The sequence below is a fragment of the Paenibacillus sp. J22P165 genome (assembly GCF_059692015.1).
Genome location: NZ_JCAUAP010000013.1, coordinates 148,789 through 163,642, shown reverse-complemented (window position 1 = coordinate 163,642; position 14,854 = coordinate 148,789). Strand labels below are relative to the sequence as shown.

Annotated in this window: 16 protein-coding genes; 11 read left to right on the top strand and 5 right to left on the bottom strand. The window is 47.0% G+C overall.

Annotated features, from left to right (window positions below; all coding sequences use genetic code 11):
* On the bottom strand, positions 1-302 hold a 302-nt coding region (locus AC58QM_RS28840), incomplete at its 3' end, for a hypothetical protein (protein WP_497288236.1).
* Between the two features lie 121 nt (positions 303-423).
* On the opposite strand from AC58QM_RS28840, the gene nfsA reads away from it, so the two are divergent.
* From nfsA to AC58QM_RS28825, 3 genes are all read left to right on the top strand, one after another.
* Positions 424-1,152 (top strand): oxygen-insensitive NADPH nitroreductase, encoded by a 729-nt coding sequence (nfsA, locus tag AC58QM_RS28835; protein ID WP_497288235.1) that lies wholly within the window; start codon positions 424-426, stop codon positions 1,150-1,152.
* Between the two features lie 110 nt (positions 1,153-1,262).
* A complete protein-coding gene (locus AC58QM_RS28830; RefSeq protein ID WP_497288234.1) occupies positions 1,263-1,541 on the top strand; it encodes a hypothetical protein in 279 nt (92 codons plus the stop codon).
* A 173-nt stretch (positions 1,542-1,714) separates the two neighbouring features.
* The gene (locus AC58QM_RS28825; RefSeq protein WP_497288233.1) at positions 1,715-3,043 is read left to right on the top strand and encodes a DRTGG domain-containing protein; all 1,329 of its coding nucleotides are present in this window, start codon (positions 1,715-1,717) and stop codon (positions 3,041-3,043) included.
* Here the strand turns inward: AC58QM_RS28825 and AC58QM_RS28820 are convergent.
* The 3 genes from AC58QM_RS28820 to AC58QM_RS28810 form a co-directional block, all read right to left on the bottom strand.
* Positions 3,040-3,333 carry a YtpI family protein gene (locus AC58QM_RS28820; protein ID WP_497288232.1) on the bottom strand — a complete coding sequence of 98 codons (294 nt, stop codon included), beginning with the start codon at positions 3,331-3,333 and terminating at the stop codon, positions 3,040-3,042. The genes AC58QM_RS28825 and AC58QM_RS28820 overlap by 4 nt on opposite strands.
* 85 nt (positions 3,334-3,418) lie before the next feature.
* Complete coding sequence (locus AC58QM_RS28815) at positions 3,419-3,910, bottom strand: sporulation membrane protein YtrI (protein ID WP_497288230.1); 492 nt, start codon at positions 3,908-3,910, stop codon at positions 3,419-3,421.
* A complete protein-coding gene (locus AC58QM_RS28810) occupies positions 3,907-4,239 on the bottom strand; it encodes a YtrH family sporulation protein (protein ID WP_310500423.1) in 333 nt (110 codons plus the stop codon). Before AC58QM_RS28810 ends, AC58QM_RS28815 begins: the two co-directional genes overlap by 4 nt.
* Before the next feature lie 122 nt (positions 4,240-4,361).
* On the opposite strand from AC58QM_RS28810, the gene AC58QM_RS28805 reads away from it, so the two are divergent.
* The 8 genes from AC58QM_RS28805 to AC58QM_RS28770 all read left to right on the top strand — a co-directional run bounded on the left by AC58QM_RS28805 (position 4,362) and on the right by AC58QM_RS28770 (position 13,632).
* Entirely contained in the window at positions 4,362-7,961 is a 3,600-nt protein-coding gene (locus AC58QM_RS28805) for a DNA polymerase III subunit alpha (RefSeq protein ID WP_497288229.1), read from the top strand.
* Positions 7,962-8,072: 111 nt separating this feature from the next.
* Positions 8,073-8,573, top strand: coding sequence for a phosphatidylglycerophosphatase A family protein (locus AC58QM_RS28800; protein ID WP_497288228.1), 501 nt, complete (start codon positions 8,073-8,075; stop codon positions 8,571-8,573).
* Positions 8,574-8,825: 252 nt separating this feature from the next.
* Entirely contained in the window at positions 8,826-9,014 is a 189-nt protein-coding gene (locus AC58QM_RS28795; RefSeq protein WP_028554922.1) for a hypothetical protein, read from the top strand.
* 66 nt (positions 9,015-9,080) lie between these two features.
* Positions 9,081-9,947 (top strand): acetyl-CoA carboxylase, carboxyltransferase subunit beta, encoded by an 867-nt coding sequence (gene accD, locus AC58QM_RS28790; protein ID WP_497288227.1) that lies wholly within the window; start codon positions 9,081-9,083, stop codon positions 9,945-9,947.
* On the top strand, positions 9,937-10,917 hold the full coding sequence (locus tag AC58QM_RS28785) for an acetyl-CoA carboxylase carboxyltransferase subunit alpha (protein ID WP_497288226.1): 981 nt from the start codon (positions 9,937-9,939) through the stop codon (positions 10,915-10,917). Before accD ends, AC58QM_RS28785 begins: the two co-directional genes overlap by 11 nt.
* Positions 10,910-12,664 carry a pyruvate kinase gene (pyk, locus tag AC58QM_RS28780; RefSeq protein WP_497288225.1) on the top strand — a complete coding sequence of 585 codons (1,755 nt, stop codon included), beginning with the start codon at positions 10,910-10,912 and terminating at the stop codon, positions 12,662-12,664. Before AC58QM_RS28785 ends, pyk begins: the two co-directional genes overlap by 8 nt.
* Before the next feature lie 127 nt (positions 12,665-12,791).
* Positions 12,792-13,232: an acyl-CoA thioesterase gene (locus AC58QM_RS28775; RefSeq protein WP_497288224.1), complete on the top strand. Its 441-nt coding sequence runs from the start codon at positions 12,792-12,794 to the stop codon at positions 13,230-13,232.
* Between the two features lie 4 nt (positions 13,233-13,236).
* Complete coding sequence (locus tag AC58QM_RS28770) at positions 13,237-13,632, top strand: FxsA family protein (RefSeq protein WP_497288223.1); 396 nt, start codon at positions 13,237-13,239, stop codon at positions 13,630-13,632.
* A gap of 32 nt (positions 13,633-13,664) precedes the next feature.
* Here the strand turns inward: AC58QM_RS28770 and ytvI are convergent, their stop codons facing one another.
* Positions 13,665-14,750 (bottom strand): sporulation integral membrane protein YtvI, encoded by a 1,086-nt coding sequence (gene ytvI, locus AC58QM_RS28765; RefSeq protein ID WP_497288222.1) that lies wholly within the window; start codon positions 14,748-14,750, stop codon positions 13,665-13,667.
* Positions 14,751-14,854: the final 104 nt, after the last annotated feature.

Genomic DNA, 14,854 nt, shown 5'->3' with positions numbered 1-14,854 from the left:
ACGCCCACGATCATACCCATGCCTACGCTCATACCGACGCCCACGATCATACCCATGCCTACGCTCATACCGACGCCCACGATCATACCCATGCCTACGCTCATACCGACGCCCACGATCATACCCATGCCTACGCTCATACCGACGTCCCCGCTCATACCCATGCCTACGCTCATACCGACGCCCACGATCATACCCATGCCTACACCCATGCCTACACCCACGCCAAGTCTTACACCCATGCCCACACCCATACTCATACCCACGCCAAGTCCCACACCCACACCCACACCCACACCCAAGTCTCAGTTACCAGCCCCTCCTCCGTTCCAGCCTCTGATATACCAAAAGTGATTTACATTTGAATATCGCTCTATTTTCATGGATACTGAAAGAAAAGAGATAGAGGAGTGGACACCATTCATGAATGCAATTATTGATCTACTACAAAATCATCGCTCCATTCGAAAATTCACAAAAGAGCCCGTTAGCAACGAGCAACGTGAGGCAATTATCCGCGCTGCCCAAGCCGCCTCCACGTCAAGTAATATGCAAGCGTACAGCATCATTCACGTGTCCGATGAGAATATGAAAAGCCAGCTAGCAGAACTAGCTGGCAATCAAGCTTACGTCAGCGAGTGCCCGCTCTTCCTCGTGTGGTGCGCAGACCTTCACCGCTACGCGGGGGCGGTCCACCAACACGTGGACACGCCAGTCTCCGGCAATGCTGAGAATCTCATCATTGCCACGGTCGAGGCTGCATTAGCTGCGCAAAATGCAGCGATCGCCGCCGAGTCACTCGGCCTCGGCGTCTGCTATATCGGCGGGCTGCGCAATAAGCCCGCGGAAGTATCCGAGCTGCTGGGCCTGCCCCAGCTCGTGTACCCGATCTTCGGCATGTGCATCGGCATGCCGGATCAAGAGCCGCTGCAACGCCCGCGGCTCCCGCTAGAGGCCGTATACCATGAGAATCGGTATACGCCGAACCCAGCCGCGGTCGAGGCGTACGACGAGACGATCCGCGGCTACATGAACTTACGTACCGACGGCAAAGTCGATACGACGTGGACCAAGGAAATGGCTGCGAAAGCGCAGCGACCAAGAAAGCATATGAAAGCTTTTCTGAGCAGCCAAGGCTACGAAGCGGAATAAACTTAGATGTAACACGGGGTCAGCGCTCATATATCAAGAACTTGTCTCATATAATGGCAATAGGTAGAGATCGGTTCGAGGTTATTTTGAGCGAAAGGTGAGTGATTCCATTGAAAGGTTTCAAAAATGTCGTGTACATGGGTTTAGCAGTCGGTATGTTATTTTATTCCATTCCCAAATTACAATTTCGCGAGGTTGGTTCCTTGCCGATGATCTTTAGTGTCATTTGGCTCGTCATGGCCCTGCTCATCATTGCTGCGCATTTGCATCAAATTCTTGGCGTTGATGAAGAAAAACGTAAGCAACAGCTCCGGATCAACCGGATGAAGAAATGGCAGATGGAGCAGCTCGTGCAAGGCAGACGGAAGCTATTGCAATTCCGTAAGTAAAATAGCAGGCTAATCTTTGACAACGAACACATGTTTGGTATAATGATGATGAGCATCCAATCCTAAAGGGTTGGATGCTTTTGCTTCTGATCTACCCTCATTGTTCTTAACCGTTAGAACGATTATACTAGTAGTACAGACTAATACAGGATCTAGTGAATGAGGTGTAACAGTTGGATACACATTCGGTCGATACATTAACGAAGCATGAGCAGATTTTGCGGCATATTGAAGACTTGAAGTTAGGCAGTCGGATTTCTGTTCGTAAAATCGCCAAGAATATGGAAGTTTCCGAAGGCACAGCCTATCGCGCGATCAAAGAAGCGGAGAATCAAGGACTCGTTTCGACCAAAGAGCGGATTGGAACCGTCCGTGTGGAGAAGAAACTGCGCCAGAATATAGACAAACTGACCTTTGCCGAGGTTGTGAATATGGTGGACGGTCAGGTGCTCGGTGGGGCGAAGGGGCTTCATAAGACGCTGCACAAGTTCGTCATCGGCGCGATGGAGCAAGATGCGATGATGCGCTACATTGAGGCAGGCAGCTTACTTATTGTAGGTAACCGGAATAAGGCTCACTTATGTGCCCTAGAGCAAGGCGCCGGCGTTCTCATTACAGGTGGATTTAATACGAGCACAGAGGTCAAAGTGCTGGCGGATGAGTTGGAGTTGCCTATTATTTCAAGCAGCTATGACACGTTTACCGTCGCATCCATGATTAACCGAGCTATCTACGATCGTCTGATCAAAAAGAAAATCATGCTCGTAGAAGATATTCTCGCCTCTGGTGCTGCGCTTTTCGCACTGAAGGCGAACAGCACATTGAAAGATTGGCAGCGTATGTCCGAAGATACGGGCTACAGCCGCTTTCCGGTCGTGGATGAGTGGAATCGCATTATCGGTGTTGTGACATCGAAAGATATGGTTGGCGCGAGCACGCAGCAATCTGTCGATAAACTGATGACACGCAATCCACTGACAGTTTCCCCACAGACCTCAGTCGCTTCTGCCGCCCATATGATGGTGTGGGAAGGGATCGAGCTTCTGCCAGTCGTAGATACGAATCGCAAAATCGTCGGCGTGCTGAACCGCAGCGATATCTTGAAGGCGATGCAGTCGATTCAAAAGCAGCCGCAAAATGGTGAAACCTTTGAAGATTTGATCTGGTCGGGGATGGAAGAAGTACGAGATGAGAAGGGCAAACTGCAATTTCATGGTGTAATTACACCGCAGATGACGAATCATTTGGGGACGGTATCAGAAGGGGTTCTTACGACGCTTATGACGCAAGCGGCTTACCGCATTGTGCAGGAGCATAAGAAAGGGGACCTCGTTATGGATAATATGTCGACTTATTTTCTAAAGCCGCTTCAGATTGACTCCAAAATAGAAATACGACCCACCATCATTGAGGTGAGTCGTAAATTTGGCAAGATTGATGTAGAAATTTATCATGCAGGAGCCCTGGTCTCGAAGGCGATGCTAACCGCTCAAGTGATCTAGCGAAGCAACCGATCGAAGTGCCCATGATTACGGATGCCAACGAAAACATTGAAAACACCGATCAACACGAGTACCGTGCCGAAGATACGGCGGAAGCTGGATTCGCTGAAGAAGAAGATCTGCGTAACAGCGATGAGCACGAGCATGAGTCCCATGAATATGTTCATACGAGCTGTATACAAGCCTCGTTTGGCAGCATCTGGCTCACGACGTGAGCGAATGCTATAGAACAAGGTAAGTCCGAGCAAGAGGCAAATAAGAATGAATAACGTCAATTGTATGGCGTGCATGGCGACAATCCGTCCCTTATCGTTGAATTTACAATTAACTTTAGCGATTTTAGGACAGGATTGCAAGATAAGACACAAATTCCTATTATGTCTTTTTCTCCTCGGCAGTGATCCAAATCGTTAATTCTGTCTGGATCAACACAATAGATTTGACCTGGACGACATATTTTTTATCATGAAGAAAATACGTTCTTTGTGTAATCATACGCTCATAGAGAGGCTGGGCATCGCCAACAAACGAAGCCTTCTGGCCAATGACGACCTTGAGTTCGCTTTTAATATCACCTTCAATTTCTTTTTGAATGTCATCACTAAAGATTGTGGTGTCATTTTTGGGAAGCAGATGCACATTGACTACATTGACAAGCGTTTGATTATTTTTAGTCTTTTTTAAATTAGCGATATCGGAAGTTAGATTTTCATTCTCCTGTAAAACCTTATGCAACTGCACATATAACTCATTATACGTGTGTTGATGAATACTCATATAGACCGCGCTCCCAATGATCGCTCCCGACAACAGTAATCCGAAGCTCGCAAGCAGTCGTTGGTATCGGGCAAAAGGAGGGACTCTCAAGTCTGATGGCCCCCCTTGCAGATCATTTGAATGAGCGCAGTTCCGAATTGTGCACCTGTAAAAGCAACAATGATATAGACAACCTGCTTGATTGCCGGGTTGAGGTGGCCGATGGCCACATGACTTTCAATATAACGGATTGGATCTATGGTACCGCCAACGGCAGCAACCATGGCCCAAATCTTGATATTTTCCGAAATGGTCAGCATTTTCTCTGTTGGAGATTGCAAGGTTAATACGGCTGCGATGCCGCTTAGCATACTTCCTCCGAAAACAACGCCAAATGCAATACAGAAATACATGATAATACTTGCCCAAAAGCCAGCCATGTGCCAATCGCTTCCTTTCTACTGAGTTGGGAGGACAAACTCTCTCTACTACTGTATGGGACTGGCTAGGTCCAATATGATAAAATATAGGAAAAAATCACGAAGAAGGGGGGAACCCACGGATGAGTTCGTTTGTACATCTGCACGTGCATAGTGAATATAGTTTGTTAGACGGTGCGGCACGGATGGAGGAGCTTGTTTCACAAGCGGCTAATCTTGGCATGACCTCTCTGGCTTTGACGGATCATGGTGTGATGTATGGGGCCATAGCGTTCTACAAAGCTTGTAAACAACGTGGGATCAAACCGATTATCGGGTGTGAAGTTTACTTCACTGCGGGTTCCATTCGCGATAAAGGAACACGGCAGGAGCAGCCGATTTATCATCTTATTTTGCTTGCGAAGAATTTCAAAGGGTATCAGAATCTAATGAAGCTCACGTCGATTGCACATCTACAGGGCTTTCACTATAAACCGCGTATTGATTTAGAACATCTGTCTCAACATTCGGAGGGGCTGATTTGCCTAAGCTCTTGTTTAGGCAGTGAGGTTTCCCAACATTTGCTTCATAACCGCTACGATGAGGCTCGCCAAGCGGCAGAGCGCTATCGTGACATTTTCGGAGACGATTTCTTTTTAGAAATTCAAGATCACGGCATGCTTGAGCAGAAAAAAGTGATGGTTTCCATGATTGAACTAAGCAAAGAAACCGGTATCCCTTTAATCGCGACGAACGATGTCCATTACGTAACAGAGCCAGATCATGTGATGCAGGATATCCTCATTTGTATTGGGACGGGCAAAACCGTGGAGGACACGGATCGGCTCAAGATGGGGACAAGTCAGATGTATTTGAAAAGCGAGGAAGAGATGCGGCGTTTATTCGTCCATGTACCTGAAGCGCTTGCGAATACAGCTGTGGTTGCTTCGCGCTGTGATCTCGAACTGACGTTCGGGAAGTCGATTTTGCCGAGCTTTAGGCCGATTCCAGAGCATTTGACAGCAGGTGTTTATCTGGAGGAGCTATGCAGACAAGGTCTGGAACAGCGTTATGCGAGCAAGCCAGAGTGGCAGGATACGAGCCATCCTCTGCGGAAACAGGCGGAAGATCGCCTCGCCTATGAGCTTGGTGTCATCGAGAACATGGGCTTCTCCGATTACTTCTTAATTGTATGGGATTTTATTCGATTCGCTCACGAGAAACAGATCATGACAGGACCAGGGCGGGGTTCGTCCGCAGGAAGTTTAGTTGCCTATGTATTGCGCATAACGAATGTGGACCCCTTGCAGTATAAGCTGCTCTTTGAACGATTCTTGAATCCGGAACGGATTTCCATGCCCGATATCGATATCGATTTTAGCGATGAACGACGGGATGAAGTTATTGATTATGTCGTTGCCAAATATGGTCATGAGCATGTAGCGCAAATTATTACCTTCGGAACGATGGCAGCCAAGGCCGCTGTTCGTGATGTAGGGCGTGTCCTCAATGTGCCTTATGGGGATGTGGATCGAGCCGCCAAAGCGATTCCTAATCAGCTCGGGATGACACTGAAGGAAGCGCTGCAGACGAGCTCTGACTTGAAAGGAATGGTAGCAAGACAACCTAAGACCGCAGAACTGCTGGAGATGGCGATGCGAGTTGAAGGAATGCCGCGACATGCCTCAACGCATGCTGCGGGTGTCGTTATTTCGCGAGAACCGTTGACGCATTACGTGCCTTTACAAGAAGGAACGACACAGACGGCGCTCACCCAATATACGATGGAGCATTTAGAGGCGATCGGACTCCTCAAAATGGATTTCCTAGGTTTACGGACGCTTTCCATTATTGAACGAACGGTCGATTGGCTCGCCCAAATGGAAGAGGTTCACGTTAACTTCGATCTCCTCAATATGGATTCGGATGATATTACCTATGAGATGCTCAGCAGAGGGGAAACAACAGGCGTATTTCAATTAGAGTCAACAGGTTGTCGTAAGGTTCTCAAGGACTTGAAGCCGTCTGAATTTGAAGATATTATTTCCGTCTTAGCCTTGTATCGTCCGGGCCCGATGGAGTTTATTCCTAAATATATTGCAGGTAAACATGGACAGGTGGAGGTTGTTTACCCACATCCAACGCTTGAGCCCATTCTAAAAGACACTTACGGTATCATCGTGTACCAAGAGCAAATTATGCAAATTGCCTCATCGATGGCAGGTTTCAGCTTAGGAGAAGCGGATCTATTACGTAGAGCTGTGTCCAAAAAGAAGCGGGAAGTCCTCGATGAAGAGCGTACACATTTCGTTTCGGGAAGCTTACGACAAGGCTTTAACGCGGATGAAGCTAACCATGTGTATGATATGATCGTGCGTTTTGCCGATTACGGCTTCCCGCGTGCGCATGCAACAGCTTATGGGGTTCTGGCTTTCCAAACAGCCTATCTCAAAGCACATTATCCAATTTATTTCATGGCTTCGATGCTAACCGCCGTCATGGGGAATCATCGCAAGGTTGCTGAGTATGTGGATGAATGCCGACGTGTGAAGTTAGCTGTTCTGCCACCAGATGTGAACGGCAGCGGAACGGTGTTTACGCCGGATTCTAAGGCTGGTGCTATTCGATTTGGTTTGGCTGCCATCAAAAATGTCGGTACACAAGCCATCGATGCCATTCTTAGTGAGCGTAAGAAAGCGCCGTTTGAGAGCTTGCTCGATTTCTGCCGACGGGTTGACCTTCGTGTAGTTAATAAAAGAGTTGTTGAGTCTCTTATCCAAGGAGGCGCCTTCGATTCGCTTGGGGGTCATCGCGCTCAACATTTAGCTATTCTCGATGAAACCATTGCTTCTGCTACGAAATGGCGCAAGGAACGAGATGATTTACAGCTTCACTTGTTCGGATTTGTGGAAGAGCCGAATTGGGAGGTCGAGGTGCCGAACATCCCTCCAATGCCGCAATCCAAGCAGCTGGAGCTGGAGAAAGAGCTGCTTGGCATGTACATTTCTGGCCATCCGCTGGATACTTATGCGGAGCAGCTTGCCGAACTGGATGCCGTGATGCTGCATCAGCTAACGGAACTTCCAGACCATAGCGATGTTCTGGTTGCTGGGATGATCCTCTCGAACAAAACGATCGTCACCAAAAAAGGTGACCCGATGGCGTTCATGGAGCTTGAGGATCGCATTGATAAGGTCGAGGTGGTCTTGTTCCCCGAGACCTGGAAGAAGTCCGCTCCGCTCGTGCAGAAGGGCAAACTCGTCCTCATCCGTGCGAAGCTGCAGCTTCAGGACGAGGACCCGCCCAAGCTGCTCGCGGAGCAGCTAGCCGCGCTGGACGACCCAGAGGCCGTCCAGCGGCTTCGCCGGCAGCCTGCGGGCAGACGATCCCCTGACGATGTCAGGGATCGTGCACCGCGCGCGGCTGCCCCGCAGAGCGGCACGCGCAGCGCCGCTCCTGCACCGCAGGCGGCCCCGGCAGCGGGCCGCCCAGAGCCTGTCGCGGCTGAGGCGAAGCCGCAGCGCGTGTTCGTCAAGATCACGGCTGACTGTGAGCAGCCGGATAAGCTCTTGCAGCTGAAGGCGCTGCTGAAGCTGCATAAGGGCCAGCTCGCGGTTGCGCTTTTCTATGAAAGCAGCAACAAGCTCTTGGCCTTGAGCGACCAGTATCGGGTCGATCCGACCAAGGATTTGATGCGCATGATCGAGACGATTATGGGCAAGGATTCCGTCCGAGTGAAATGAGAAAATAACAATCGTGGATTTTCTCTAGTAGTAAAGATAACTTCCTCCGCATATGAATAGGAACCCGGGTTTACTTTTCATATAGGCATCCCTATGCTAGGAGGAGGATTTATGACCGAACAACATATGATCCAACTACTCCAGAAACGCGGTGTATCCGTGGATCAAGTGTCAGAAATCGTGTATAAGCTGCAGAAGCCATATAATGATCAACTTACGATTGAAGAATGTGTAGACAGCGTAATGGCAGTGCTTTCGAAGCGAGAAGTGCAGTATACTCTCTATACAGGGATTGCCCTAGATGAATTAGCTGAGAAGAAGCTCCTGCCAGAACCGCTGCAATCTATTCTTGAAGCGGATGAACCCTTGTATGGGGTAGACGAGACATTGGCACTTGGCATTGTGCATGTTTACGGGATGATTGGGTTAACCAGCTTTGGCTATTTAGATAAGGAAAAAATAGGAATTATCCGCGCATTGAACGATGACAAAAGCAGTGTGCATGTTTTTCTAGATGACTTAGTATGTGGATTAGCAGCAGCAGCTTCAGCCAGAATCGCTCATCAAAATGAGCATGCGCCTGATTATAGCTCTAAGCAACGTCTGGACTAACTAGTTCAGGCTTTACTTTAAATATACAAATGATAGGTTTTACGTAATAAATTAGCTGTATTTCTAGATAAACGCTCACGTCCATAGTGGACTGTGTAGTCGTTTATTTTCGTTTCAATGATGTGCTCTGTTGCGGGCAAAAGTGGAATTATGCTATCATTATTGCATTGTGTGTTCCTATGCATGAATTATCGTCTCGTCATAGCTTAATTGCCTTAGTGGTTGTAGTTGCACGTCATAGGAGGTTTATTCATGTGGACGGTGATCTATATAGCTCCTACTGCGAAAATTGCAGAGCGGATTAAACAGAGGCTGACGGAAGAAGGTTTTCTGGTTCAAGTACGAGGCATCTCCTTATCCAAAAATCAGTTTGAAATTGTTGTTCCCGAAGGGGAACTGGAAGAAGTACAAGAAGTGCTCAATTCTATTTTACATAGATAGTTAAAGTAGAACTAAGAATCGTGGCTTGTCAGGGAAGATAGATCATAGCCAAGTAGAGGTGGAAATGTGCTAAAGGATTTATTTCAAAAGCGAAAATATGCAACGATTCCTTCCGAGAGAACGAAAAGGGAAATTCCTGAGGGTTTAATGAATAAATGTCCGAAGTGTGGCACGATTCAAACAAGCAAAGAGCTTGAGAAGAATCTAAAAGTGTGTACGTCTTGCGGTTATCATTATCGTTTAAGCGCATCCGAACGGATCCAACTTACGCTCGATGAAGGTCAATTTGTTGAATTTGATACCGATATGATTTCAGAAGATCCTTTGCAGTTTCCTGATTATGTCGAGAAATTGGACAAAGCGAAGAACGCAACGAAGCTTCAGGACGCGATTATGACGGGTCAAGGCACAATTGGCGGATATCCGGTTATCGTTGCTGCCATGAGCTTTGATTTTATGGGAGGCTCGCTAGGTTCTGTTGTCGGTGAGAAAATGACGAGAGCCGTTGAAATTGCGATTGAGAAAAAGCTTCCGATTCTCATTTATTCCACATCTGGTGGCGCGCGTATGCAAGAAAGTATTCTTAGCCTTATGCAAATGGCCAAAACTAGCGCAGCATTGTCCAAGCTTAGCGAAGAAGGCGGATTATTTATATCCATTATTACGGATCCGACTTTTGGCGGGGTTTCGGCGAGTTTTGCGATGCTTGGCGATATTATTATTGCAGAGCCGGCTGCTTCGTTTGGTTTTACGGGCCGCCGTGTTATCGAGCAAACGATTAAGCAGAAGCTGCCGGATAATTTCCAAACATCTGAATTCAATCTCGAGCATGGTCAGCTCGACAAGGTCGTCAACCGCAAGGATATGAGACCGACGTTAATTAAGCTGCTCGACATGCACGGGACGAAGGAGGAGGCGACTTATGGCGGGTGAAATGCCGTTTGAACAGCCACTGGCGGAACTAAAAAGCAAAATTGCGGAATTGCGTAAATTTGGCGCAGAGAAGCAAATTGACTTTTCAGAGGAAATTCGCCGTTTGGAAGAAAGATATGCGCAACTAGAGGATGAACTTTATACAACGATGACGTCAGCGGAGAAAATGCAATTGGCACGCCATCCGCAAAGACCGACGACAATCGATTATATTCATACAATTTTTACAGATTTCATTGAGTTTCATGGGGATCGCTTATATGGCGATGATTTAGCAATTGTTGGTGGTCTGGCCAAACTGAACGGGATACCTGTGACGGTTGTTGGGCATCAAAAAGGGAAAGATACAAAGGACAATATCGCTCGCAATTTTGGATGTCCGCATCCAGAAGGGTTCCGTAAAGCGCTGCGTTTGATGCGTCAAGCTAACAAATTTAAGCGTCCTATCGTTACCTTTATTGATACGAAGGGGGCATTCCCGGGGAATGCTGCGGAAGAGCGCGGTCAAGGAGAAGCGATTGCCAGAAACTTGCTGGAAATGGCCTCTTTTCGTGTGCCGATCATCTGTATCGTCATTGGTGAAGGTGGCAGCGGCGGTGCCTTGGCGTTAGGGCTAGGAAATAAGGTGTTAATGTTGGAGAATGCGATTTATTCGGTTATTAGTCCCGAAGGCGCAGCTTCGATTCTTTATAAAGATGCTTCTAAAGCATTACACGCAGCAGAAGCAATGAAAATTACGGCTGATCATATCCTTGAGCTAGGTGTTATCGATGGGATTATACCAGAGCCTAAGGGCGGCGCTCACCGGGATTTAGCAACACAAGCCGAACATATTAAATCAGCGATCTGGGAACAGCTTCAGCAACTGCTAAGTTTGAACGAACAGGAGCTGCTTGAGGACCGTTACCGGAAATTTAGAGATATCGGTCGGTTCACATTCAATCAGGAGGGTAACAGTAACCATGCGTAAAACGAAAATTGTCTGTACGATTGGACCAGCAAGCGAATCACAAGAAAATTTAAAGAAACTACTACTAGCGGGCATGAACGTCGCTCGTCTCAACTTCTCCCACGGAGATTTTGAAGAGCACGGCGCACGTATCCGCAACCTTCGCGCTGCATCCGCCGAGACTGGTAAAATAGCTGCTATTTTGCTTGATACCAAAGGACCGGAAATCCGTACAGGTAAGCTAAAAGAAGAGCCGATTGAGCTTGTTCAGGACAAGCATATTATTTTGACAACCGAAGAAATTCTAGGGGATACAGATCGTATCTCAGTTACGTATTCTGATCTGCCGCGTGACGTTAAAGTTGGATCGACGATTCTTATCGATGACGGCTTGATCGGTCTTACGGTTGTTGATATTCGTGGAACTGAGATCGAATGCCGTATCGTCAATGGCGGAACGATCAAAAGTAAAAAAGGTGTTAACGTACCAGGCGTGAAAATCAGCCTTCCAGGTATCACAGAAAAAGATGCGAATGATATCGTGTTCGGTATTGAACAAGGGGTAGATTTCATCGCAGCTTCTTTCGTGCGTAAAGCAAGTGATGTCATGGAAATTCGTGAATTGTTAGAGCGTCACAACGCTTCGCACATCCAAATCATCTCCAAAATCGAAAACCAAGAAGGCGTTGATAACCTTGACGAAATTCTTGAAGTTTCCGACGGTTTGATGGTTGCTCGTGGAGATCTTGGTGTTGAGATTCCTGCTGAGGACGTTCCAGTTGTCCAAAAGCAAATGATCAAAAAGTGTAACATTGTAGGTAAACCAGTTATTACGGCTACAATGATGCTTGATTCCATGCAACGTAACCCGCGTCCTACACGTGCGGAAGCAAGTGACGTAGCGAATGCGGTATTCGACGGAACGGATGCCGTGATGTTGTCCGGTGAGACAGCAGCTGGAAAATATCCAGTTGAATCCGTTGAAACGATGGCTCGTATTGCTGAGCGTGCAGAAGCAGCTTTGGAATATAAAGAGATCTTCCTTCGTCAAGCGCAAGCGCAACAAGTGACTGTTACAGAAGCAATCTCGCAAGCTGTAGCGAACTCGGCATTAGAGCTGGGTGCGAAAGCGATTCTTACCGCAACTGAAAGTGGCTACACAGCGCGTATGGTTTCCAAATACCGTCCGAAATCCCCGATTATCGCAGTAACACCTAGTGAGCAAGTGATTCGTCGCTTATCCCTAGTGTGGGGCGTTATTCCGGTGATTGGCGTAGAAGCGAAAACAACAGATGAGCTATTCAACCTAGCGGTAGAAAGCTCCATCAAAACAGGTATCGTATCACTTGGCGACATCGTTGTAATTACAGCAGGTGTACCAGTTGGCCGCTCTGGAACAACGAACCTCATTAAGGTTCATCACGTTGGTGAGATGATTGCCAAAGGGACAGGCATCGGTATGCAAACAGCAACTGGGACTGTTGTAACAGCACGTACCCCAGAAGAAGCTAACGCGAAAATGGTAGATGGCGCTGTACTTGTAACAGTTTCAACCGATAAAGAGTACATGCCAGCTGTTCAAAGAGCATCTGCTTTGATTACCGAAGTGGGCGGCATCACGTCTCACGCGGCAGTCGTTGCACTTAGTCTTGGGATTCCTGTCATCGTTGGTGTGGAAAATGCAGTTGAATTAATTAAAGACGGTACAGAAGTTTCGATTTACCCAGAAGTAGGCGTAATCTACTCAGGTCAAGCGAGCGTTCTGTAAGTGATTATAAGGAGTGAAGCGAGAGCAATCTTGCTTCACTCTTTTTTGCGTCTATGGCGCCAAATTCCTAGCTTAGATCCTACCTATGTTATACTGGAATCATCAAGACATAGCAGGAGGATTTAACATGAATCAGGAACAGTGGCATGGGCAACAGCTGCGAGTGCGGTATCAGGAAACGGATCAAATGGGGGTCGTATACCATGCAAACTATTTGACTTGGTTTGAAATTGGACGCACTGAATTCATTCGATCCTTGGGATATCCCTATAGTCAAATAGAGGCAAAGGGACTGTTACTCCCCGTAACCGAAGCGGATCTCAAGTTCAAAAAGCCAGCACGTTACGATGATCTTGTTGGTATCTATACTCGGGTAGCTCAAACAAGCAGCGTTCGCCTGCAATTCGCCTATGAAATTCGCAGAATTAATGAGGATCTTACCGAAGAATTATTGGTGACGGGCACAACTGGTCATGTTTGGGTGAATCCTTCTTGGAGGCCAGTACGTATAGAGAAGGAAGCGCCAGAATTGTGGCAGCTCATTACGAAGTATTCCGAAGGAGTGTGAACGTATGTTTCGATGGATTATTGCTCTTTTAATACTCGTACCCGCCGTTGAAATTACACTGTTAATTATGCTAGGACATCTAGTCGGAGGTTGGATGACCTTCCTGTTAATCATAGCAAGTGGTTTTCTAGGTGCGTACTTTGCTAAGCGCGAAGGTCGCAAGGTCATGGAATATGCGAAGTTTGAGTGGTCGCAGGGGCAATTGCCGGCACAGCAAATCTTAGATGGCATCTGTATTTTCCTTGGAGGGATTCTGCTCATTACTCCAGGCTTCATTACGGATATTCTCGGTTTCTTGCTCGTTTTTCCGTATACAAGACCGATATTCAAGGTGCTCTTGCTGGCTATCATCCGCAAGCAAATCGGCAAAGGCAATATGCACATTATTCGTCGTCGATAAGCTTATATTAAAGCAAAGGCTCGGTCATCCTCCTATTCCGGAGGTGCCGAGCCTTTGTGTATGTAGGCTGCGATATCATGAAAGATTCTCGCTCGATAGAACGCGGTAATGAGAATAAGGGATACAGGGCCAACGATGAGTCCTAATAGCCCGAATAGCTTTAAACCTACGAACATGGCGATTAAGGTAGCTAAGGGATCCAAGCCGACGGAAGAGGCTAATACTTTGGGCTCCATAATTTGCCGCGCGATAACAATAACCCCATATAGAATACTAAGTCCAATCCCCAGCATGATATTGCCTTGCGCAAAGAAAACATAGAGGATCCACGGCACCATGACCGCACCTGTTCCTAAATACGGCATCAAATCAGCCAAGCCCGTCAATAAACCTATGGTGATGGCATAGTCAACACGAAGCACAAGCAGACCGATAATGACCACGAGTGCGGTTAAGGAAACTAGAATTAACTGAGCTCTTACATATCCGAACAACGCTTTCTGCAAGTCCGTTCGTATTAACTTCGTCGTTTTGACGATCACGTCCGAGAAGATCCCTTTATAGCGTTTGATGAGCCCATACCAGTCCTTACTAATGAAGAAGGTGGCTAACATGACAATGATCGTGATTGTCGCAATATTCGGCAGCGAAGTTAGGAAACCTTTGAGTGCCGCAAAGATATAGGTGATGACCAATTTACTAACATCGGCTATTGAACCTGCTGTGGACGAGAGATTGGTGTTAACCGTCTCCTGATATTTCGGGTTATTTTCGAAAAATTCATTGACGCGCTCAATCCATTGTTGGAAGGTAACCGAATTAATAAATACATTAAATTCTTCTACCCACCGGTTAATCTGCAGTTGAATCGTATCCGCAAGTGAGCCCAGCTCAACGACAATGTTGGCTACAAGTAACGTAATGATGGTAACCATTGCACCTAAGAATAAGAGCATGGATAACGAAACCGACAGCCATCTGGGCAGTTTTAATTTGAATTGAAAAAAATTAACAAGCGGGTTAAGCATAAGCGCAATGATCCAACCAAAAATAAAGGGGTAAATAAGAGGAATGATATAGTAAAAGGCAATGGCCACTAGGAATAGTATGATTGCCACCCATATCCCCCTGAAAATTTGGTGAACCAGTCGCGGATTTAGGATACCCATGGTAGGAATCACTCCTTGTTATCAGTCATTTTTATTGTAACATGAACGTGGAT